This is a genomic window from Pseudomonas sp. TH41, assembly GCF_016650695.1.
GTDB lineage: Bacteria > Pseudomonadota > Gammaproteobacteria > Pseudomonadales > Pseudomonadaceae > Aquipseudomonas.
This window is the reverse complement of the sequence record NZ_JAEKFH010000005.1, coordinates 881,781-904,947: the sequence shown is the minus strand read 5'-3', so window position 1 is coordinate 904,947 and position 23,167 is coordinate 881,781. Positions and strand designations below refer to the sequence as shown.

The following is a 23,167-nucleotide window of genomic DNA, read 5'->3' as shown; positions in this document are numbered from 1 at the left end:
CCTTCCGCAGGGTGTTATGCGCGCCATGCCTGTCGTGCAGGTGAATAACAACAAGGAGGCGCAATGAACGCCGTCACTCATTTTTACTTCTCTCTGTGGGGCGATTATTCCGTCGTTCCCGTCGAAGACCCGCAAAGGTCTGACCCTATTTTTGCAGCCGCCCGAGAACGTCGAGGCGGACACAGGCAATCCCGGCTTCCAGCACACTGATCAGTGATGTCTGGCAGCAGGGGGTTACAGGTGTACAATGCGCCGCGTTTTCCCTGTGACCTCCTGCGTACCTACGCAAACCTCAAGGCTATCCGCCTTGTTCACTCCGGCGCGTCACGAGCGTGTCGGGTTCGATTTCGTCACAGATAAAAACAAACAGGTGACGCATGACCGTTGTAAATACGCTGAACGTGAGACCCTTTTCATGAGTGGACAAAACTCGCATTCAGGCGAGCTGAAGCGCGGCCTGAAAAATCGCCATATTCAACTGATCGCCCTCGGTGGCGCGATTGGCACCGGGTTGTTTCTGGGCTCGGCGGGCGTCCTGAAATCCGCTGGCCCGTCGATGATCCTCGGCTACGCCATTTGCGGCTTCATAGCCTTCATGATCATGCGCCAGTTGGGCGAAATGATCGTCGAAGAGCCGGTGGCCGGTTCTTTCAGCCACTTCGCGCATAAATACTGGGGCGGTTTTGCCGGCTTCCTGTCAGGCTGGAACTGCTGGATTCTGTACATTCTGGTGGGCATGTCGGAGCTGACCGCGGTCGGCAAATACATCCACTACTGGGCGCCGGACATTCCGACCTGGGTCTCGGCAGCCGTGTTCTTCGTCGTGATCAACCTGATCAACCTGGCCAACGTAAAAGTCTTCGGTGAGGCCGAGTTCTGGTTCGCGATCATCAAGGTCGTGGCAATCGTCGGCATGATTGCCCTTGGCAGCTACCTGCTGGTGAGCGGTCACGGCGGCCCGCAAGCGTCGGTCTCCAACCTGTGGTCCCACGGTGGCTTCTTCCCGAACGGGGTCAGCGGTCTGGTGATGGCCATGGCGATCATCATGTTCTCCTTTGGCGGCCTGGAAATGCTCGGTTTCACTGCCGCTGAAGCCGATAAGCCGAAAACCGTGATCCCGAAAGCCATCAATCAAGTGATCTACCGGATCCTGATTTTCTACATCGGTGCGCTGGTCATTCTGCTGTCGCTGACGCCATGGGACAGCCTGCTGGCCACCCTGAATGCATCAGGCGATTCCTACAGCGGCAGCCCGTTCGTACAAGTGTTCTCAATGCTCGGCAGCAACACCGCTGCGCACATCCTCAACTTCGTGGTGCTGACCGCGGCGTTGTCGGTGTACAACAGTGGCACCTACTGCAACAGCCGCATGCTGCTGGGCATGGCCGAGCAGGGGGATGCGCCGAAAGCCTTGTCGAAGATCGACAAGCGCGGCGTGCCGGTGCGTTCGATCCTCGCCTCGGCGGCAGTGACGCTGATCGCGGTGTTGCTGAACTACCTGATCCCGCAAAACGCGCTGGAACTGTTGATGTCGCTGGTGGTGGCTACCCTGGTGATCAACTGGGCGATGATCAGCTTCTCCCACTTCAAGTTCCGCCAGCACATGAACAAGACCAAACAGACGCCACTGTTCAAGGCGCTGTGGTACCCGTACGGGAACTACATCTGCCTGGCGTTCGTGGTGTTCATCCTTTGCGTGATGCTGCTGATTCCGGGGATCCAGATCTCGGTGTACGCGATTCCGGTGTGGGTGGCGTTCATGTGGGTTTGCTATGGCATCAAGAACAAGCGTAGTGCGCAGCAGGTGTTGCAGGCTGCAGGTTCTACCGTGAAGTAATGCCTAACGTAGAAACAACAAACCCGGCCATGTGCCGGGTTTGTTGTTTTTGATGCCTGACTTTGCGATTGCTCTGAGGTCCTGTTCCTACATGATGGTCGCTGTCTCCTACAGTGATTTCTGAACTTTGTAAAAAATAGAGGGCGGTTCGTAAGTTCGGAAACGGCCTACAACTTGGCTATTACGTTTTGTCATAGTCTGGCGCTCCGATTAAATTAAGGAGCGGCATGTATGGCCAGTCACAGCTACATGAGTATTACCGGGAAACGGCAAGGGTTAATATCTGCTGGTTGCTCCGGTCATAGTTCTATCGGTAACAAATGCCAAACCGGCCACCAGGATGAAATCATGGTATTGGCATACTCGCACGATATGTTGGCAGGTATTGATGGCAGCATGGCAGGAGGTCGCGGCAAGCACATGCCAGTCACGATCACCAAGGCTGTCGATAAATCATCGCCCCTGCTAGCGAGCGCATTGCATGAGCGTGAAGAAGTGGAGTGCATAATAAATTTTTACCGAACAGCCTCTACTGGAGGGCAAGAACGATATTATTCAATACATCTCACCGGTGCGCGTATAGCGTATATCGGCCTGCAAGTCCCTCACGCTATTCGTATGAACGATGCAGAGCCCCAAGAACAGGTGGCTATTCGTTATAGGGATATTGCTTGGGCGCATGTTCCTGGGGCGACAAGTGCATACAGTACGTGGGCAAATGAGGATGAATGAAACTTCGTGCGATATTCATGACGTGACCAGGGCTGCTTCTGATCTGGTAGCGGTTGGATGCAATATTGGCATGATACATTTGCCGGACGGTGTTACACGGTTACGATTTAGTTCGATTATTTCTGCCTGCGCCAATGAGGTCATTCAAGCCGTCGATGAGGGGCTAATTACTGCGTGGCAAGGGGTTCAGGAGCTCAGAAGCGAGTACGAAGAGTTATCGTCGAAGGCGCGTTTTTACCTGCAGAACGGCATCGGTGTGGCGGCGGGCGTCATGCAAGTTCGAACGGGCTTTTCGGCTATTGCAATGCCCGGAGGCGTTGGCGCAATACCAGGCGGACTTTTAATCGCCCACGGTGCTAATAATATCTATGAGGGGGCGGGAAATTTATACCACGGCCCCGGCATGCCAGGTACGATCGGGCCTGTTAGATACATTTATCAAAGCGCGCTGAAAGATGATCATCTAGGGAGTACGATTTATTACTCTATAGACTTGTATTTATCCGGGTACGGAATATTCAGGCAAGTGCCAAAGCGTGGCTCGTTCGAATTGTTTAGATATGACCCAATTACTCATGAAAAGGCTTATCGGCAAATGGGGAAATTGGCTTTGTCTCTAGAAGCGATGGTGGATTTTTTTACACTGAATACACTGCTTCAAGATGAATATCGAAGTGAATGACAGGTGAGTATCATTTTTTATCTACGTTAAGCCACGCAATCTCGGAATGTAGAATCGCAAGCCAAAAATAGCGATGGTTACGTAAATTATTAAGTAGGTAATGTTCAGGTGCTTCCCCTCCAGTGGAATTATTTGAGTTATGCACAAAACAACAATTGCTGCAGGTAAACCGGAGCAACCAAGTACTAAGCAAGTTACAGCTAAATTGTAGCGGAGGTTTTCGAGAGTCAATGCCATTGTGTCCTTTATATTTTAAGTTGCAGAAATAGGATTCCCAGATAGGAAAATTCGGCATGCACATGAGTAATGGTGATGTAATTTTGCATTGCTGTCGTTATGTCCAGCCACGTAGTCTTGGAAGGTAGAACTGCATGCCAAATATTGCGATAGGGATATACGTTGCTACGTAGGCAATATTTAAGTAACAATTCTTTAGTGGGAAAATCGCGGTGATGAGCCAGACAACCGCTCCCATAATCGGAATTGAACAACCCAAAACCAAACAGGTTACCGCCAAATGGTATCGAATGTTCTCAATGTTCATAAGATAATTTATAATTCGTTGAGGTGTAGCCTTAGATTAGTATTGCCCTGCGAAACAAAGCAACTCCTCTATTGTAAATCCGAGAAGACTGTAAGAAACGTCTGGCATCGCCTTCCTGATCTCGCCTGCTCCAGTAATCACGTGCTATTCAGAATGTTATTCGCGGTATCCTGAACGCCCCCGAACCCGGACCCCTTTCCATGCTGGTGATTTCCAACAACGTGCATCTGCCGGATGCCGAGATCGAATTGACGGCCATCCGCGCCCAAGGCGCCGGCGGGCAGAACGTCAACAAGGTCTCCAGTGCTGTGCACTTGCGCTTCGACATTCCGGCCTCGTCGTTGCCCGAGTTCTACAAGGAACGGCTGCTGGCGCTGCGGGACAGTCGCATCACCAGCGAAGGCGTGTTGATCATCAAGGCCCAGCAATACCGGACGCAGGAAGCCAATCGCGCCGATGCGCTGGAGCGGCTGACCGAGTTGATCCTCAGCGCCACCAAGGTCGAGAAGAAGCGTCGTCCAACCAAGCCGACCCTCGGTTCGAAGAAGCGTCGGCTGGAATCAAAGACCAAGCGCGGCAGCATCAAGGCCGGACGCGGCAAGGTCGATTTTTAACGCGCGTTTCTTTCTTCGCGATACTTGGGGGCCTGCCGGTACAGATAAACGCTCAGCATCAATCCGCTTAAAGCGGCGAAGGCAGCAAACAGGAAGATCGAGGCAAAGCCGAAACCTGCTGCAATCGCACCTGCCACCGGCCCGGTAATCCCCAGCGACAAATCGATAAACAGCGAATAGGCCCCGACCGCCGCACCACGACTGGAGGCTGGTACCAGGTTGACCGCTTCGACGCCCAGTGCCGGGAACACCAGCGAGAACCCGAAGCCGCTGAGCGCCGCACCTGCCAGCGCCCAATGGGCATCTGGCGCCAGCCACAACAACAATAGTCCCAGCGTCTCCACCGACAGGCACGCAATTGCCACACGAAAGCCGCCGAGGCGGTTGATCAGGTTGCCGAACAACAATCGCGCACCAATGAAGCTGGCACCAAACAGGCTCAGGCACAGCACCGCGTTGGACCAATGCTGAGTGGCGTAATACAGGGTGATGAAGGTGGCGATGGTGCCAAACCCAATGGAGCCCAGCGCCAGTCCGCATCCATGCGGCAGTACTCGCCCGAGCACGTGCATGAACGGCAGGCGTTCACCGACCACAATCGGCGCGGCGGTTTTAGGCCAGGCCAGCGCCAGCCCAAGGACGGCCAACAGCACAATGCTCACGCCCATGCTCCACAAGCCCAGTTGGCTGACCAGCAGCACCCCAAACGGTGCCCCGACCGCCAGCGCGCCATAACTGGCGATGCCGTTCCACGAGATGACTTTGGCGGTGTGCGCCGCGCCGACCCGGCCAATGCCCCAGCCGATCGAGCCCGAACCCACCAGGCTTTCTGCGCTGCCGAGCACCAAACGACCCACCAACAGGCTGATCAGGCTCAAGGTTGGCAGGCTCTGAGTCCAGGCCGAAATCAACATGAACACACCGCTCAAACCACAGCCGGCGAGGCCATACATCACCGCCAGCTTGCTGCCCTTGTTGTCGATTATTTTCCCGGCATAGGGACGGCTGAGCAGGGTGGCCAGGTATTGCACGCTGATCACTAATCCGGCGATGACTGCGCCGAAGCCCAGGTCGCTGTGGACATAGCCCGGCAGTACGGCGAGGGGAATGCCGATATTCAGGTAGCCAATAAAAGTGAACAGAACGATGGATACGACTTGCAGCGTGACCGTCAGGGGGCGCTGGTTTTCAGGCATGGGTAAAGGTCCACGGGAAAGCAGGATAGATAGGCTGCTTATGATAACGGCGCGAGCGGTCGTGGGGCGTGAAAAAGTAAAACTATTTGCCGGGCGGCGGTGGTTCAGGGCTTGGCGGGGGCGACCAGTTGCGTCGTGACCAGGGCGGCCAAGGCGTTTTCTTCGCTGCCGAAACGGGCCAGCAGGGCGGCTTGTTTTTCGGGGGAGAGGCGATTCCAGAGCTCGATCATCTTTTCGGCGGTGCCGATCAGGACGCTGGCCTGGGTGTCGCTGAATTCATCGGTCATGGGGCGGGGCTCGGGGTTCAGGCGGTGTGGAAAGCGCATGTTAGCGCTTTCCACACGGTCTGGCATTGCAGGTGTTTCAGTCTTCCCTGTCAGCCTTGCGACTGTCAGTGCCTTCTTTCGGCTCGGGCTGTTGGGCGCCGGCTTGGTGCGTGGGTGTCTGCTCAGTTTTGTGCAGGCTTGGGAAGGGGAGATTAGGAATCTCGTGCATGTTCGCGCTCCTCGCAAAGTCTGTTGATAGATCTGGTAGATCCGCGCTTTTAAAAAAGCCTGGGAAGGATACAGCACGAGGAATGACAAATAGACTTTTATATCCATTTGTTACGACGGATGGGGTTGTCTAGACAGGTCAATGTAGGAGCGAGCTTGCTCGCGATGGAGTGTCAGGCAAAGTTCATTCGACTGACACACCATCGCGAGCAAGCTCGCTCCTACAGGAGGGGGGCGATTGATGGTTATTTACAGACTTCAGCAATGGCTTCGGCCAACAGATCCAGACGCGTCGCATCAATCCCCGCCACGTTCGCCCGGCCAGTGCCGACCATGTAGACGCTGTGGTTGTCGCGCAGGTTTTTTACCTGCTCCGGCGTCAAACCGGTGTAGGAAAACATCCCGCGTTGCACGCCAATGTGCGCAAAGCGCTCGCGCAAACCGTGAGGCTCAAGGGCTTCCACCAAGCCACTGCGCAATTGGGCGATACGCAAGCGCATGGCTTCCACTTCATCGGCCCAGAGGCTTTTCAGCTCCGGATCGCCCAGGATGGTCGCTACCACGGCAGCACCGTGGTCCGGCGGCGTCGACCACAGATTGCGCGCGATGTTGGCCAGTTGGCTGCGGATATCCACCAGTTTGTCGGCGGTTGTCGCGCAGACAATCAGCGCGCCAGTGCGGTCCCGGTACAACCCGAAGTTTTTCGAGCAGGAGCTGGTGATCAACACTTCCGGCAGTTCGGCGGCGAAGAGCCGGGTCGACCAGGCGTCCTGTTCCAGACCGTCACCGAAGCCCTGATAAGCGAAGTCGATCAGCGGCAGCAGATCACGGCGACGTACCACCTCCAGCACTCGGCGCCAGTCGTCATGGGACAGATCGAAACCGGTCGGGTTATGACAGCAGGCGTGCAGCAGCACCACATCGCCCGTTGGCACTTCATTGAGCACCGCCAGCATCGCGTCGACGTCGAGACGGTTGTCACTGCCCACATACGGGTAATGACTGACCTTGACCCCGGCTGCCGCGAAGATGGTTTCGTGAATCGGCCAGGTCGGATTGCTCAACCATACGCCACGGCCGGGCAGGCATTGCGCGATGAAATCCGCGCTCAAGCGCAACGCGCCAGTGCCGCCCGGGGTCTGGGTGACGCCGGCGCGTTGTTCGGCAATCAGCGTCGAATCGGCGCCCAGCACCAGCTCATTGATAACCTTGCCGAACGCCGTTTCGCCGTGACCGCCGATGTAGGTCTTGGTGGTCTGTCGATCCACCAGGCGCGCCTCGGCGAGTTTCACCGCTTGAGGAATCGGTGTCAGGCCCTGGGCGTCTTTGTAGACGCCCACGCCGAGGTCGAACTTGCGCGGATTAGGGTCCTGCGCATAGGCCTCCATCAGACCGAGGATCGGGTCGCCGGGTACCCGGCCGATGGCGTCGAAATGCATTATTTACGGCCCTCGGCATCCTTGGCCACTTCGTCAGTGCGCGCGGCCATGATGAAGTCGTTGCGGTGCAGGCCCTTGATGGAATGGCTCCACCAGGTCACGGTGACTTTGCCCCACTCGGTCAGCAGCCCAGGGTGATGACCTTCGGCCTCGGATATTTCACCGACGGCATTGGTGAACGCCAGCGCGTGTTTGAAGTTCTTGAACAGGAAAATTTTTTCCAGCTGCATCACGCCATCGCGAACTTCGATGTTCCAGTCAGGGATCTGCTTGATCAGGACCGGCAGCTCTTCGTCGCTGACTTGAGGGGCGCCGGCCTGGCAGGCTTCGCAGTGGGCTTGGTTCAATGTGGACATGATGGGTTCCTGAAATCGAATTATTGGAAATCGGCCGTCAGTGTCACCACGCTAAACCAAAGCGTCGGTTCCTGACAGGCTCACTTGATTCTAAAAGCTGCGGATCACGCAGCTTTTGGTTTTGGCGGAAATTTTGGTGCATGCAAGCCCAGCTGCATACCTTGCTTGACCATGCCCATGATGTCTTCGTGTGCCAGGTCGAACAGGCGCTTCAGGTTCGGCAGGACAAAGTACAGCGGTTGCAGGATGTCGATGCGGTAAGGCGTACGCATGCATTCCAGCGGGTCGAAGGCCTGGTGTTCCGGTTCGTCCGACAGGCAATAAACAGTTTCTTTCGGTGAGGACAAGATACCGCCACCGTAAATGCGCTGACCTTGCGGGGTATCCACCAGGCCGAATTCGATGGTCATCCAGTACAGACGCGCCAGATACACGCGTTCTTCCTTGGAAGCCTGTAGGCCAAGTTTGCCGTAGGTGTGGGTGAATTCGGCAAACCAGGGATTGGTCAGCAGCGGGCAGTGGCCAAAGATCTCGTGGAAAATGTCCGGCTCTTGCAGGTAGTCCAGCTCTTCGCGGGTACGAATAAACGTCGCCACGGGAAACTGCTTATTGGCGAGCAATTCAAAAAAGGTCTGGAAAGGAATCAGTGCCGGGACTCGGGCAACTTGCCAGCCGGTGGTTTCACCAAGGACTTTGTTGATTTCACCGAGTTGCGGAATGCGGTCGTGGGGCAGACCGAGTTTTTCGATACCGTCCAGGTATTCCTGGCACGCACGCCCTTCGATCACTTTCAGTTGGCGAGTGATCAGCGTGTTCCACACCGCGTGTTCTTCGGCGGGGTAGTCGATAAAACCTTGCGCATCGGGCTCGCGAGCCACGTATTGCGTCTGCTTCATGCTGGTCTCCTGCTAGGGGATTTCGTTCTTGTTATGTCCTGCTATGGACTTAGAAATACCTCAAGCGTGGCGAGGTTGCAGCAGGTGTTCCTCATTGATCGTAGGAAAAATCCTCGGTTTTCGTAAAGATTTCGTTACGTTTGTCGGTTGACGCGCAGGTATTGGGGTTTCCGGGTTTGAAAAGGCTCATCCATGTCACATAATCTTGACGACTAACTGAGCTGCTTGGCAAAAATATACTTTCGAGGGCGCTGCAATTCCCGTGTGGGAGCGGGCTTGCTCGCGAAAGCGTCGGCATATCCGACATTGATGTATCAGACAGATCGCTTTCGCGAGCAAGCCCGCTCCCACAGGTTTTGTGTCTGGCATTAACCTTACTCACCGTTTTTTCGGGCCTTTTATATGCGTATCAAAGTCCACTGCCAGAACCGCATTGGCATCCTGCGTGACATTCTCAACTTGCTGGTGGAGTACGGGGTCAACGTTGCTCGCGGCGAAGTGGGGGGCGAGCATGGCAACGCGATTTACCTGCACTGCCCGAACCTGATCAACATTCAGTTCCAGGCGCTGCGTCCGAAGTTCGAAGCCATTGCGGGCGTTTTTGGCGTCAAGCGTGTAGGGCTTATGCCCAGTGAACGTCGGCACATGGAGCTCAATGCCCTGCTCGGCGCCTTGGAGTTCCCGGTGCTATCGATTGACATGGGCGGTTCCATCGTCGCGGCTAACCGCGCGGCGGCGCAGTTGCTCGGCGTGCGAGTGGACGAGGTGCCGGGAATTCCGCTGTCGCGGTACGCCGAGGATTTCGACCTGCCGGAGTTGGTGCGCGCCAATAAATCGCGGATCAACGGGCTGCGGGTCAAGGTCAAGGGTGACGTGTTTCTCGCCGATATCGCACCGCTGCAGTCGGAGCATGATGACAGCGAAGCCATGGCCGGCGCGGTCCTCACGCTGCACCGCGCTGACCGGGTGGGGGAGCGCATCTATAACGTGCGCAAGCAGGAACTGCGTGGGTTCGACAGCATCTTTCAAAGCTCGAAAGTGATGGCCGCCGTGGTGCGCGAAGCTCGACGCATGGCGCCGCTGGATGCGCCGCTATTGATAGAAGGTGAAACCGGCACCGGCAAAGAGTTGCTGGCGCGAGCCTGCCACCTGGCAAGTCCGCGCGGGCAGTCGCCATTGATGGCGCTGAATTGCGCCGGCCTGCCGGAATCCATGGCCGAGACCGAGTTGTTTGGCTACGGCCCCGGTGCCTTCGAAGGGGCGCGGGCCGAGGGCAAGCTCGGGCTGCTGGAGCTGACGGCCGGCGGTACGCTGTTTCTCGATGGTGTTGGGGAAATGAGCCCGCGCTTGCAGGTGAAATTGCTGCGCTTCCTGCAGGACGGATGCTTCCGTCGCGTGGGCAGTGATGAAGAGGTCTATCTCGATGTGCGAGTGATCTGCGCGACGCAGGTCGATCTTTCCGAATTGTGCGCGCGCGGGGAGTTTCGCCAGGATTTGTATCACCGCTTGAACGTGCTGTCGTTGCACATTCCGCCGTTGCGTGAATGCCTCGATGGTTTGACGCCGCTGGTGGAGCACTTCCTCGACCAGGCCAGTCGGCAGATCGGTTGTCCACTGCCGAAGCTGGCGCCGGCGGCGATGGAGCGGCTCAGTCACTACCATTGGCCGGGCAATGTGCGGCAGCTGGAGAACGTGCTGTTCCAGGCGGTTTCCCTGTGCGACGGCGGGACCGTCAAGGCGGAGCATATTCGCTTGCCGGACTACGGCGTGCGTCAGCCCCTTGGCGATTTTTCGCTCGAGGGCGGGCTGGATGCGATCGTCGGGCGATTCGAGAAGGCTGTGCTGGAGCGTTTGTATTCGGAGCACCCCAGCAGTCGCCAATTGGGTAAGCGATTGGGGGTTTCGCATACCACCATTGCCAACAAGTTGCGTGAATATGAAGTCGGAAAAGATAACAGCTGAAGATCAAAAGATCGCAGCCTGCGGCAGCTCCTACAGGGGAATGCGTACACCTGTAGGAGCTGCCGAAGGTTCGGGCCGCGTTCGGACGATCTTTGATCTGTTGCCACCAAGCGGCATAACACCGCCGGTTTTTCGTCTTTGACACAATCCTCAATTCCCTCCTGAACGCGGCAAGTCCTTTGTTTGCCGGGCCCCGCGCCGCCAGAAAAAAGTTGGTCTGCAAATTGCTTATGGCTCAGCAGTACAGCGGTGGGCGGCAAACGTCCGGCATGCAGAGGAAAGAGTGTGGACAAGTACCTTTATGTGGCAATGACCGGCGCCAGCCAGAATGCACTGGCGCAGAAGGCACATGCCAACAACCTCGCGAACATCTCCACGAACGGCTTCCAGAAAGACCTGGAGCAGGCACGTTCGATGCCGGTGTTCGGTGACAGCTTTCCGGCGCGTGCGTATGCCATGTCCGAACGTCCAGCCACCGACTTCTCCCCGGGTGCATTGGTGCAAACCGGTCGCGACCTCGATGTCGCCGTGCAAGGCAGTGGCTGGATGGCGGTGCAGAACCCCGACGGCGGCGAAAGCTACGTGCGCACCGGCAGCCTTAACGTTGACGCCCTGGGCGTGCTGCGTGCCGGCAACGGAATGCCGGTGATCGGCAATGGCGGGCCAATTGCCGTGCCGCCCGAACAGCAAATCGAAGTGGGCGAGGACGGCACCGTCAGCATTCGGGCGATGGGCGAAGGCCCTCGCGTAATGGCCGAAGTCGACCGTATCAAACTGGTCAACCCAGACTTCAAGAACATGACCAAGGGGCTGGACGGCTCGATCCACACCAAGGACGGCAAGCCGGCGCAAGCCGATTCCGGCGTCAAACTGATCTCCGGTTTCCTCGAGTCGAGCAACGTCAATGCCGTGGAAGAAATGACCTCGGTGCTGGCCTTGTCGAAGCAATTTGAACTGCACATCAAGATGATGAACACCGCCAAAGACGATGACCAGGCCATGGCTCGGGTCTTGCAGATCAGCTAATTATCAGAACGTCGCGCCGTAAAACAGGCGCACGAGGAGAATCGAATGCTTCCGGCTCTATGGGTTGCCAAAACAGGTCTGTCCGCCCAGGACACCAACCTGACGACCATTTCCAACAACCTGGCGAACGTGTCGACCACGGGTTTCAAACGTGACCGTGCCGAGTTCCAGGACTTGCTCTACCAGATCAAACGCCAGCCCGGCGCCCAATCGACCCAGGACAGTGAACTGCCGTCGGGTCTGCAACTGGGTACCGGTGTGCGCATTGTCGGCACCCAGAAGAATTTCACCGCCGGTAGCCTGCAAACCACTGAACAGCCGCTCGACCTGGCAGTAGACGGTCGCGGTTTCTTCCAGATTCTGCAGCCGGACGGCACCACGGCGTACACCCGTGACGGTACGTTTCACCTGGACTCCACCGGCCAGATCGTGAACGCCAGCGGCTTCGCCCTGGAACCGGCCATTGTCATCCCCAACGATGCCCAGACCTTTACGGTCGGTCGCGATGGCACCGTGTCCATTACCGTTGCCGGCAACCCGGCATCGCAGGTGATCGGCAACTTGCAAACCGCCGACTTCATCAACCCGGCCGGCCTGCAAGCGGTGGGCAACAACCTGTTCCTGGAAACCGCAGCCAGCGGCGCGCCGCAAGTCGGTACGCCAGGCCTCGCCGGTTTCGGTACCACGCTGCAGAACACCCTGGAAACCTCGAACGTCAGCACCGTTGAGGAGATGGTCAACATGATCACCACTCAGCGCGCTTACGAGATGAACTCCAAGGTGATCTCCACCGCCGACCAGATGCTCTCGTTCGTAACGCAGAATCTGTAATCAAGTCTATGAGGCGGCCATGAGGCTGCCTGCAACACCGTGAGGTAGGGTCATGAATCGCTTTGTATCTGTTCTGGCACTGAGTGGGATCACCGTGCTCGCGGGCTGCGTCCCTTCGACGCCGAAGCCCAATGACCCTTACTACGCCCCGGTATTGCCGCGTACGCCGTTGCCGGCTGCCGCGAACAATGGTTCGATCTACCAGGCCGGTTTTGAACAAAACCTGTATGGCGACCGCAAGGCGTTCCGGGTCGGTGACATCATTACCATCACCCTGAACGAGAAGACCCAGGCCAGCAAGAATGCCAACTCCCAGATCGGCAAGACCAGCAAGACCAGCATTGGCCTGACCTCGTTGTTCGGCAGTACGCCCAACACGAATAACCCGTTCGGCAGCGGTGACCTGAGTCTGGATGCCGCCTACAGCGGCGACCGCGCGACCAAGGGCGACAGCAAGGCCGGACAGGGCAACAGCCTCGTCGGCTCGATCACCGTGACCGTCGCCGACGTGTTGCCCAACGGCATCATTGCCGTGCGCGGCGAGAAGTGGATGACGCTCAACACCGGTGACGAACTGGTGCGGATTGCCGGCCTGGTTCGGGCCGACGACATCGCCACCGATAACACGGTTTCGTCGACGCGCATTGCCGATGCACGCATCACCTATTCGGGCACCGGATCGTTTGCCGATGCGAGTCAGCCAGGCTGGTTCGACCGTTTCTTCCTCAGCCCGCTGTTCCCTTTCTAGGTGGCTACGTTGAATTTCAGAAGCCTCATGGTGGCCGCGCTTTTGTTGTCCGCGGCCTTCAACGTTCAAGCCGAGCGGCTGAAGGACATCGCCAGTATTTCCGGCGTGCGGTCCAACCAATTGATCGGTTATGGCCTGGTGGTCGGGCTTAACGGCACCGGTGACCAGACGACGCAGACCCCCTTCACCCTGCAAACCTTCAACAACATGCTCTCGCAGTTCGGCATCAAGGTGCCGCCGGGTTCGGGCAACGTGCAGTTGAAGAACGTCGCGGCGGTGTCGATCAGTGCCGACTTGCCGGCGTTCGCCAAACCGGGTCAGCAGATCGACATCACCGTATCGTCCATCGGTAACTCCAAGAGCCTGCGCGGCGGCACCTTGTTGCTGACACCGCTCAAAGGTATCGACGGCAACGTCTATGCGGTCGCCCAGGGCAACCTGGTGGTTGGCGGTTTTGATGCTGAAGGTCGCGACGGTTCGAAGATCACCGTCAACGTTCCGTCGGCCGGTCGCATCCCGGGCGGTGCATCGGTGGAGCGTGCGGTGCCGAGTGGTTTCAACCAGGGCAACAGCCTGACCCTGAACCTCAACCGTTCGGACTTCACCACCGCCAAGCGTATCGTCGACAAGATCAACGACATGCTCGGCCCTGGCGTTGCCCAGGCCATCGACGGCGGTTCGATTCGCGTCAGCGCGCCGCTTGATCCAAGCCAGCGGGTCGACTACCTGTCGATCCTGGAGAACCTCGAAGTCGATCCGGGTCAGGCGGTGGCGAAAGTCATCATCAACTCCCGCACCGGCACCATCGTGATTGGCCAGAACGTCAAGGTTTCCCCGGCCGCCGTGACCCACGGCAGCCTGACCGTAACGATCACCGAAGACCCGATCGTCAGCCAGCCCGGCCCTCTGTCCAATGGTCAGACGGCGGTCGTGCCGCGCTCGCGAGTCAACGCTCAGCAAGAAGCCAAGCCGATGTTCAAGTTCGGCCCCGGGACCACCCTCGACGAAATCGTGCGTGCGGTGAACCAGGTCGGCGCGGCACCGGGTGACTTGATGGCCATCCTCGAAGCGCTGAAACAGGCCGGCGCATTGCAAGCCGACCTGATTGTGATCTGAGGACGGCGACCATGGACATGCGCAAGAGCGGTGTGGTCAGTAGTAGCGACTCGGGTTCCTATTCGGACCTTAATCGTCTGAACCAGCTCAAGGTCGGCGACAAGGACAGTGACGGCAACATGCGCAAGGTGGCGCAGGAATTCGAGTCGCTGTTCCTCGGTGAAATGCTCAAGTCCATGCGCTCGGCCACCGAGGCGCTGGGTCAGGACAATCCGCTCAACACGCCGGCCGCCAAGCAATACCAGGAAATGTACGACCAGCAGTTGGCCGTTTCCATGTCCCGTGAGGGCGGTGGTATCGGCCTGGCGGACGTGCTAATGCGCCAGATGTCGAAGAACAAGCCACTGGCTTCCGGCGAAGCGGCGGCCGCGTCGGCGGCCAAACAAGCGGCTGCGAAAGCCGCCGTGGAAACGCCGATTGCCGCCGGTACGACCGCCACCGGCGGGCCATTGTCGCGCCTTAATGGCGAGCGTCCGTTGTGGGCGTCGCGCTCGGTCCGTACCCCGCAAGCGGCGGGTGAGGGTGCACATCGCAATGACATGGCGCTGATCAATCAGCGGCGTCTGGCGTTGCCGCCGAAACTGGCCGACCGGTTGCTCGCGGGCCTGGTGCCGTCCGCCGCGACCGCCCCTGCGACAGTCAACAAAACTCAATTGGCAGAGCGCGCCACGACCACCGGTTCGGGGCCTCTGTACAACGGCGATTGGCTGACCAAAGTGGATGCGCCATCCAGCGGTCGCCTTCAGGTTTACGGCCGTGCCATGGCGCAAATTCCCCTGGCGCCGGCGAAGAAAGCCTTCAGCTCCGCCGACGAATTCGTCAACACCATGCTGCCAATGGCCAAAGAAGCCGCCGATCGTATCGGTGTCGATCCGCGTTACCTGGTGGCTCAGGCCGCCCTGGAAACCGGTTGGGGTAAATCGGTCATGCGTGCCCAGGATGGCAGTAGCAGTCACAACCTGTTCGGCATCAAGGCCGGCAGCAGTTGGAAGGGCGATTCGGCGCGGGCGATTACCAGCGAATTCAGGAATGGCGAGATGGTCAAGGAGACGGCTGAGTTCCGTTCCTATGACTCGTACAAGGACAGCTTCCATGACCTTGTGACGTTGCTGCAAACCAACAATCGCTATCAAGATGTTGTGAAGTCGGCCGATAACCCAGAACAGTTTGTGCGCGAGTTGCAAAAGGCCGGTTACGCAACCGACCCGGACTACGCAAGCAAGATTTCGCAGATAGCCAAGCAGATGACGAGTTACCAGAACTACGCTGCGGCGGGCGTTTCCACCACGCCTTTATAGGCACAAGGTATAAGGTCTGAACCATGAGTTTGCTCAATATCGGGATGTCGGGGCTGTCATCCAGCCAATCGTCGTTGATGACTACGGGTAACAACATCGCCAACGTCGATACCGCTGGTTATTCGCGTCAGCAGACCGTGCAGGGCACCAAGGCTTCGCAGCAGTTCGGCAATGTCTACATCGGCACCGGCACGACCCTGGCCGATGTTCGTCGGGTGTACAACAGCTACCTCGATGCACAATTGCAGACCACCACGTCGCTCAATAGCGATGCGGCGGCGTATCAGGGCCAGGTCACCCCACTCGATTCCTTGCTTTCGGACAGCGGCACCGGCATGAACGGCGCACTGGTCAAGTTTTTCGCCTCGGTCCAGAACGTCAACGCCAAGCCGGGCGACGACGCCTCTCGCCAGTTGCTGCTCAGCGATGCCCAGGCCTTGAGCAGCCGCTTCAACTCGATCTCCACGCAGTTGAATTCGCAGAACACCAACATCAACGGCAACCTGACGAGCATGGCCGATCAGGTCAACAAACTGGCCGCTACCGTGGCGCAGTTGAACCAGAAAATTTCTGAAGTCTCCAGTTCCGGCGGCTCGCCGAACGATCTGCTCGACTCCCGCAACGAAACGATTCGCCAGCTCTCTAGCCTCACCGGCGCCCAAACGGTTGAACGCGATGGCAACATCGACATCTATCTGGGCAGCGGTCAGCCGTTGGTGATGGGCAATACGGTGAACAAGCTTGAAGCGGTCCCGGGCACAGACGATCCGGGACGTTTATCGCTGCAACTCAATCGTGGTTCAAGCACTATCGATATCACCTCGATCATGACCGGCGGCGAAATCGGTGGCCTGCTGCGTTATCGCAGCACCGTGCTGGATCCGGCCATGAACGAACTGGGTCGTGTGGCCCTGGTCGTCACCGATCAGATGAACAGCATCCAGTCCCAGGGCATCGACAAGAACGGTGATTTTGGTTCGAACCTGTTCAGCAGCATCAATAGCGCGGCCCAGGTCGCTCAGCGCAGTATCGCGTCCGGCGGCAACACCGGCGGCGGCAACTTCGATGTGAACATCGCGGACTCCGGCAAGCTGACCATCAACGATTACAAGGTGACGTTCACCGGGCCCACTGACTACACCGTGCAGCGCTTGCCCGACAATACTTCAATGGGCAGCTTCAGTACGCTGGCCACGACACCGCCGGTCATCGACGGCTTCTCGTTGAAGTTCACTGGCGGCGGTGCCACTGGCGATACGTTCAAGATCACCCCGACTCGCAATGCATCGGGCAGCATCAAGACCGAGATGACCGACTCCAAGCGCCTGGCGATCGCGGCGCCATTGGGGGCGGCGATTGCGCCAGGTGCCACCGGTTCGTTGACGATTCCGTCCAGTGGTCAGCCGACCATGACGACGCAGTTCGACATCTACGACACCGCAACGACGACCGCTATCCAGAACGGCATCAAGAATTCCATGCCGGTCAAAGTGGTGTTCGGTGACACGTCGACCGACGGCACCAGCCAGACTTACCAGTTGCTCGACGCCAATGGTGCCGAGATCAGCAACGGCACGATCAAGCCTGGTGAAAACAACACCCTGAGCCTGAGTGTTCCGCTCAAGGATTCCACCGGGGCGCCGATCAATGATCCGGGTCCGCCCGTTGTTCAACGCACCGTCAGCTTTGACATGACTGTGGCAGGTTCGCCTGGCAAAGGCACCGGGATCAACGTCACGCTTAGCCAGCCGGGCACGTTGGACAACCGCAACGGTACCGTTCTGGCAGGTTTGCAGACGGCACAAACCGTCGACACCGGCTCGGCCAGCAACGGCATTTCCCTGGCCGACGCCTACGGCAAACTGGTCGAGGGCGTGGGCTCCAAAGCTGCGCAAGGCAACCTCGACAGTGCCGCGACCACCGCCATCCTGGCGAACGCCAAGAGTGCGCGCGACTCGGTGTCGGGCGTTGACCTCGATGAGGAAACCGGCAACCTGGTCAAATATCAGCAGTACTACACCGCCTCTTCGCAGATCATCAAGGCTGCGCAGGAAATTTTCAGCACACTGATCAACAGTCTCTAAGGAGTCGTAGCCCATGCGCATTTCCACCGGCCAGTTTTACGAGTCCACTGCGGCGAACTATCAGAAGAACTTCGCCAACGCCGTCAAGACCAGCGAAGAGGCGAGCAGTCTGGTTCGCGTCAACACCGCCGCCGATGATCCGGTAGGGGCTTCGCGTCTGCTGCAATTGGGTCAGCAGGCTTCGATGCTTGATCAGTACGCGGCCAATTCCAACACGATCAAGGCGACGCTGGGTCAGACCGAGTCGGTCATGACCAGCATCACCAGCGTCTTGCAGCGCGCCAAGGAGCTGGCAATCGGTGTCGGTAACACCGGTTACAGCGACGCTGACCGTCAGGCGAATGCGTCCGAACTCGGCCAGATTGAAGATCAGCTGCTGAGCCTGATGAATACCAAGGATGAAAACGGCAAGTACATTTTCGCCGGCTCCAAGGGTGATACCGCTCCGTTCTCGCGTAACAGCGACGGCACCTACAGCTACAACGGCGATCAGACGACGCTGAATCTTGCCGTTGGCGACACCATGTCGATGGCCACTAACAGCACCGGTTGGGAAGCGTTCGAGCAGGCAGTCAACACCAGTCGCAGTCAGGTCACCATGACGGCTCCGTCGCCGGATAACGGGAAGGTAACGCTTTCCAATGGCCAGGTTTCGTCGAACATCACCTACAACAGCAAGTTCCGCAGCGGCGAGCCTTACACGGTGGCGTTCGCCAGTGGTACCCAGCTGAAAATCACTGACTCGGCCGGTAACGACGTAACGGCAGAAGCCAGTCAGGGCGGAACGTTCGATCCGACCACCACGGCTGGCCAAGCCGTCAGTTTTCGCGGCGTAGAGCTGAGTCTTAACATCAATCTGAGCGCTGCGGACAGTCCGGCGGCCACGCTGCCTAACGTTTTTACGCTGGAATCCAAGCCTGATACGTTCACCACGACCCGCAGCCCTGGCAATCCGAGCTCGGCACAAATAACGGGCAGCAGTATCACCAACGCTACCGATTATCACGCCAGTTTTCCGAGCAGTTCGGCCATCGTCAAGTTCAAGGATGCCACTAACTTTGATCTGTATGCGGCGCCTCTGACCGCCGACAGCAAGCCTGTGTCCAGTGGCACGGTAGTGGCTGGCGTTGGCACCGCGTCCGGTGTGACCTTCACCGTGGCGAGCGGTCCCGCGCCGACGCCAGGTCCGAGTGCCGGCGATCAGTTCAACGTTGCCGTCGACTCACATGAAACCCAGAGCATTCTGGATACCGTGAGCCAATTGAAAACCGCACTGAGCACGCCAACCAATGGCAATGCGATCGCGATGCAAAAGCTGCAAGCGGCAGTGGGCTCGGGCATCGCCAACCTGGCAAGTGGTACTGACCAGTTATCCAGTGCCCTGAGTTCGGTGGGTGCGCGTGGGTCTGCCCTCGATACCCAAAACGATACCAACCAGGGCCTGTCGCTGGCCAACACCCAGACCCAGGCGTCGATTCGCGATTCCGATCCGGCAGAGGTGATGACACGTCTGACCTTGCAGCAGACGATGTTGCAGGCTTCGCAACTGGCGTTCAGCAAAATCACTCAACTGGGTCTGTTCAACAAAATCTAACGGGGCCTTGCGCGTCAGCGCACGGCCGTAAACCGCCGAATCCCCATCGTCTTTTTTCAGCGGTTTGAGGCGCTCATCCGGCCGGGTGGGCGGCCACCACTTGAGAGCTCCGCCGTGAATCCAGTTTCGCTTGTCAGCCTTGTCATCCCCGCCTTCAATCCGCGCTTTTTTGCCGGGACCCTGCACACCGCCCTTATCCAGCAGTACGCCAACCTTGAAATCATCGTGTGCGACGACAGTCGTGGCGATGAAATTCGTCAGGTTGTCGAGTCGCTGACGGGCGATGCCGCGCAGCGAGTGCGTTACGTACGAAACCCTGGGACATTGGGTTTTGTTGGCAATCTGCTGGCGTGCCTGGACGAAGCCAAAGGCGAGTACATCAAATTTCTGTGTGATGACGATCAGTTGTCGCCGGCCTGTATCGAGCGCCAGGCACAAGTGCTGGACCAGCAGGAGGACATCAATCTGGTGCTGGCCCAGCGGACCTTCTGGGATGCTGACGATCATCCGTTGCCGTCTCGTCTGGAGAACAGCACGCTGTCGCCTGTTTGCGGAATCTTCAAGGGCGATGACCTGCTGGCGATTTTCGAGAGCTTTCCGGTCAACTTCCTCGGTGGTTTGAGTGGTGCGCTGTTCCGCCGCAAGGATCTACAGGAACTAATGCCCGCGTTGACTCAGCCCGGCCATTGTTTTGTTGCGTCACTCGATCTGGCCCTGTACATCTGCCTGCTGCGTCGGGGTAACCTGGCGCTGCTCAATTATGTATTGAGTATCGAGCGCCTGTATCCGGAGCGTTTGAGCCGTCAGCAGTCGATGAAAGATGCGGCGGAACAGGAAAGACAGTGGCTGGTGCAAATGCTCAAGGTTCGCGGTGGCGAAGGCGCACCGGCGGCCGGTTGGGTGCGTTACCTGCCCTTGAGCCGCAGCGACGAGGCACCCCGCGTCTGGGACGAACTGCCCCTGAGCCGGACTCTGGGTGCCCGCCAGGCCAACCAGGGATATCGTGTCGGTATCGCCAGCGAGAGTTTTTCCGAGGTTTACGCGCAATGGCTGGCGTGTCGCACGCTCAGCGAAACCCAGCGCAGTCTTCTGCCGGACACGTTGGCTGGCTGGTCGCGGCAACCCAAAATTCTGCCGATCATTATTGATGATCTGGGGCGTCGCGCCAGTCTGGATCTCACCCTCGACAGCCTTGCCGGGCAGCTCTATGCATCGGATCTGATCCTGGTGTTGTCCAGCGCCTGCACCGAAGCGCAACTCGACGGCAAAGTATTCAACCTGCCGTTGCAGGATGACGGCTATGAACAGCTCAACGGCTTGCTGCCACAGCTCGACGGCGTCGACTGGTTTTATGTGTTGCGCGCCGGTGATCGTCTGGTCGAGCCGGCCTTGTTGCTGCTGGCCGAGAAGATCAGCGCGTCGCCAGAGGCGTTGTGTGTTTATAGCGATGAAGGCAGTTTGCGTGACGGTGAGTCGGTGGACCCGATCCTGAAGCCAGACTTCAACCTGGACCTGATGCGCAGTTATCCCTACGTCGGGCGCGCCCTGGCATTTCAGCGCGAGCAGTTCCTGGCGCTGGGTGGCTTCAATTCGAATTACGGCGAACTGGCGCCTCACGATGTGCTGTGGCGCATGGTCGAGAAGGACGGCATCAAGGTCGTCGAGCATATTGCCGAGGTGATGCTGGAGTCGACGCTCGGGCTGGCGCAATGGCTGGCACTGCCGCAAGTCATTGAATTCAACCCGCAGGTGCTGGAGGCGCATCTGCAACGATTGGGCGTTGCCCATGATATACGCCAGGGCAGTTTTACCTTGCTCAATCGTGTCGATTACCGGCATGCGGGCCGGCCGCTGGTGTCGATCATCATTGTCTGCAAAGACCAGTTGGCTGCTGTGCAGCGTTGTGTCGAAACGCTCCTGGAGAAAACGGCATACAGCGAGTACGAGTTGCTGTTGATCGACAATGGCAGTGAGTCGCCGCCGATGCTTGAGTGGTTGAGCGCCATGGCTCAGATGGGCAGTGACCGATTGCGGGTGAAGGCGTTTGCGCCGCAAGGTAATGTCGCGGCAACGCGCAATTTCGCCGCGCAGCAGGCCCGTGGCGAGTATTTGCTGATGCTCGATCCGTATGCGGTAGTCACTCGTGAGGACTGGCTGGATGAGCTGCTCAATCATGCCCAGCGCCCGGAAGTCGGGGTCGTGGGGGCCAAGCTGTTCAACTCCGATGGCCGGGTTCTGCATGCCGGTCTGATTCTCGGGCTGCAAGGGCCGGCAACCTCACCGTTTTTCGGCGACCCCCTTAATGCGGCCGGTTACATGCACCGTATGCAGGTGGTGCAGGACCTGAGCGCGGTCGGTGCCGATTGCCTGATGGTGCGAAGATCGCTGTTCGAAAGCGTGGGTGGTTTTCAGGCGCAGGACTTTGCCTTGACCCTTAACGAGGTGGATCTGTGTTTGCGGATTCGCCAAAACGGATACCTGGTGGTCTGGACGCCGTATGCCCAACTGGCCCTTGGCACAGCCCCTGCGGCCGTGGCTGACGCGGCCGAGATTGCGCTGCGCAGTCAAGAACAGGACACGTTCTACCGCCGTTGGCTGCCCATTGTCGCTCGCGACCCGGCCTACAATCCCAACTTGATGCTCAATACGTGGGGCGGCTCCAGCTACAGTTTAGAGCCGGGCTTGCGTACAGGGTGGAGCCCGTTCTCCGTTCGCCAGTTGCCGAAGGTCATGGCGCTGCCGGTCAACTCCTCGGCGGTCGGGCACTATCGGGCGATCCAGCCGCTGATCGAGCTGGAGAAGGCTGGCCGGGCAACCGGACGGGTCTACTACGATTTGCCGTCGATTTTCGAGATCGAGCGCGAGTCACCTGACGTGATCATTTTGCAGGGGCGCTACAGCGAAGGACCGATCAACGAGATCGCCGCCTTCAAGCCCTACACCAATGCCCGTCTGATTTTCGAGCTGGATGACTATGTCATCAAGGCGCCGAAGAAGAACGCGCACATTCGCAATATGCCGGACAACGTCGAGATGGAGCGACTGGTCCGTCGCGGCATCGGCCTGTGCGATCGCGTGGTGGTTTCGACCCAGTCGCTGGCCGATGCGTTGTCGTCCATGCACCACGATATTCGGGTCGTGCCGAACATGCTCGCCACTCATCTGTGGAGTGATCTGCGCAGCCAGCGTCGCACGTCGAAAAAACCACGGGTTGGCTGGGGTGGCGGCACCAGCCACTCCGGTGACCTGGCGATCATTGCTGACGTGGTTCGCGAACTGGCCAACGAGGTCGATTGGGTGTTCTTCGGCATGTGTCCCGAAGAGTTGAAGCCCTACATGCATGAGTTCCATGGGGTGATCGACCTGAGCGTCTACCCGGCGAAGCTGGCCAGTCTGAACCTGGACCTGGCGCTGGCACCGCTGGAGTTCCATATCTTCAACGACTGCAAGAGCAACTTGCGCCTGCTGGAGTATGGCGCGTGCGGCTACCCGGTGGTCTGCACCGATACCGAGGCATACCGCGGTTACCTGCCTTGCACGCGTGTGGTCAGCAACTCCACCGATGAGTGGCTGCAAGCCATCCGCATGCACCTGGCGGACCCGGAGGCGAGCTACCGCATGGGCGATGAACTGCGCGAGGCGGTACTGCGCGATTTCATGCTGCGCGGCGATAACGTGCGGTACTGGGAAAATGGCTGGCTGGCCGATTGACCCACCC

General features: G+C 58.3%; 19 protein-coding genes. 13 read left to right on the top strand and 6 right to left on the bottom strand.

All coding sequences use genetic code 11. The features are described from left to right. The first annotated feature begins 415 nt into the window (after positions 1-415). The 4 genes from JFU37_RS22590 (at position 416) to arfB (ending at position 4,409) form a co-directional block, all read left to right on the top strand. Positions 416-1,837 (top strand): amino acid permease, encoded by a 1,422-nt coding sequence (locus JFU37_RS22590; protein WP_201118981.1) that lies wholly within the window; start codon positions 416-418, stop codon positions 1,835-1,837. Positions 1,838-2,068: 231 nt separating this feature from the next. After that, positions 2,069-2,569 (top strand): Hcp family type VI secretion system effector, encoded by a 501-nt coding sequence (locus JFU37_RS22585; RefSeq protein ID WP_201118978.1) that lies wholly within the window; start codon positions 2,069-2,071, stop codon positions 2,567-2,569. Next, a complete protein-coding gene (locus tag JFU37_RS22580) occupies positions 2,562-3,251 on the top strand; it encodes a DUF4225 domain-containing protein (protein WP_242485792.1) in 690 nt (229 codons plus the stop codon). The genes JFU37_RS22585 and JFU37_RS22580 overlap by 8 nt, the downstream gene beginning before the upstream one ends. Positions 3,252-3,995: 744 nt before the next feature. Further along, positions 3,996-4,409 (top strand): alternative ribosome rescue aminoacyl-tRNA hydrolase ArfB, encoded by a 414-nt coding sequence (arfB, locus tag JFU37_RS22575; RefSeq protein WP_008010994.1) that lies wholly within the window; start codon positions 3,996-3,998, stop codon positions 4,407-4,409. Here the strand turns inward: arfB and JFU37_RS22570 are convergent. From JFU37_RS22570 to phhA, 6 genes are all read right to left on the bottom strand, one after another. Next, a complete protein-coding gene (locus JFU37_RS22570) occupies positions 4,406-5,605 on the bottom strand; it encodes an MFS transporter (RefSeq protein ID WP_201118973.1) in 1,200 nt (399 codons plus the stop codon). The two genes, arfB and JFU37_RS22570, sit on opposite strands and share 4 nt — an antisense overlap. A gap of 104 nt (positions 5,606-5,709) precedes the next feature. After that, positions 5,710-5,892: a hypothetical protein gene (locus tag JFU37_RS22565; RefSeq protein WP_201119506.1), complete on the bottom strand. Its 183-nt coding sequence runs from the start codon at positions 5,890-5,892 to the stop codon at positions 5,710-5,712. A 76-nt stretch (positions 5,893-5,968) separates the two neighbouring features. Then, on the bottom strand, positions 5,969-6,100 hold the full coding sequence (locus JFU37_RS31045; RefSeq protein WP_274609954.1) for a hypothetical protein: 132 nt from the start codon (positions 6,098-6,100) through the stop codon (positions 5,969-5,971). 244 nt (positions 6,101-6,344) lie between these two features. Beyond that, a complete protein-coding gene (locus JFU37_RS22560; RefSeq protein ID WP_207201689.1) occupies positions 6,345-7,538 on the bottom strand; it encodes an amino acid aminotransferase in 1,194 nt (397 codons plus the stop codon). Continuing rightward, positions 7,538-7,894 carry a 4a-hydroxytetrahydrobiopterin dehydratase gene (locus JFU37_RS22555; RefSeq protein WP_150785005.1) on the bottom strand — a complete coding sequence of 119 codons (357 nt, stop codon included), beginning with the start codon at positions 7,892-7,894 and terminating at the stop codon, positions 7,538-7,540. Before JFU37_RS22555 ends, JFU37_RS22560 begins: the two co-directional genes overlap by 1 nt. 104 nt (positions 7,895-7,998) lie before the next feature. After that, positions 7,999-8,790 carry a phenylalanine 4-monooxygenase gene (gene phhA / locus JFU37_RS22550; protein WP_059407586.1) on the bottom strand — a complete coding sequence of 264 codons (792 nt, stop codon included), beginning with the start codon at positions 8,788-8,790 and terminating at the stop codon, positions 7,999-8,001. A 402-nt stretch (positions 8,791-9,192) separates the two neighbouring features. Here phhA and JFU37_RS22545 point away from each other — a divergent pair, with 402 nt between their 5' ends. The 9 genes from JFU37_RS22545 (at position 9,193) to JFU37_RS22505 (ending at position 23,160) form a co-directional block, all read left to right on the top strand. After that, positions 9,193-10,752, top strand: coding sequence for a sigma-54-dependent transcriptional regulator (locus JFU37_RS22545; RefSeq protein ID WP_201118971.1), 1,560 nt, complete (start codon positions 9,193-9,195; stop codon positions 10,750-10,752). Positions 10,753-11,037: 285 nt separating this feature from the next. Next, positions 11,038-11,778: a flagellar basal body rod protein FlgF gene (locus tag JFU37_RS22540; protein ID WP_201118969.1), complete on the top strand. Its 741-nt coding sequence runs from the start codon at positions 11,038-11,040 to the stop codon at positions 11,776-11,778. Positions 11,779-11,823: 45 nt separating this feature from the next. Further along, positions 11,824-12,609: a flagellar basal-body rod protein FlgG gene (gene flgG, locus JFU37_RS22535; protein ID WP_201118967.1), complete on the top strand. Its 786-nt coding sequence runs from the start codon at positions 11,824-11,826 to the stop codon at positions 12,607-12,609. Between the two features lie 52 nt (positions 12,610-12,661). Beyond that, a complete protein-coding gene (gene flgH / locus JFU37_RS22530) occupies positions 12,662-13,357 on the top strand; it encodes a flagellar basal body L-ring protein FlgH (RefSeq protein WP_201118965.1) in 696 nt (231 codons plus the stop codon). 27 nt (positions 13,358-13,384) lie between these two features. Then, positions 13,385-14,473 carry a flagellar basal body P-ring protein FlgI gene (locus JFU37_RS22525; RefSeq protein ID WP_201119504.1) on the top strand — a complete coding sequence of 363 codons (1,089 nt, stop codon included), beginning with the start codon at positions 13,385-13,387 and terminating at the stop codon, positions 14,471-14,473. A gap of 11 nt (positions 14,474-14,484) precedes the next feature. Further along, positions 14,485-15,771 carry a flagellar assembly peptidoglycan hydrolase FlgJ gene (gene flgJ, locus JFU37_RS22520; RefSeq protein ID WP_201118963.1) on the top strand — a complete coding sequence of 429 codons (1,287 nt, stop codon included), beginning with the start codon at positions 14,485-14,487 and terminating at the stop codon, positions 15,769-15,771. 23 nt (positions 15,772-15,794) lie between these two features. Beyond that, positions 15,795-17,855: a flagellar hook-associated protein FlgK gene (flgK, locus tag JFU37_RS22515; protein ID WP_201118961.1), complete on the top strand. Its 2,061-nt coding sequence runs from the start codon at positions 15,795-15,797 to the stop codon at positions 17,853-17,855. A gap of 13 nt (positions 17,856-17,868) precedes the next feature. Beyond that, positions 17,869-19,449, top strand: a complete 1,581-nt coding sequence (locus tag JFU37_RS22510) for a flagellar hook-associated protein 3 (RefSeq protein WP_201118958.1) — start codon at positions 17,869-17,871, stop codon at positions 19,447-19,449. A gap of 114 nt (positions 19,450-19,563) precedes the next feature. Continuing rightward, positions 19,564-23,160: a glycosyltransferase gene (locus JFU37_RS22505; protein ID WP_201118956.1), complete on the top strand. Its 3,597-nt coding sequence runs from the start codon at positions 19,564-19,566 to the stop codon at positions 23,158-23,160. Positions 23,161-23,167: the final 7 nt, after the last annotated feature.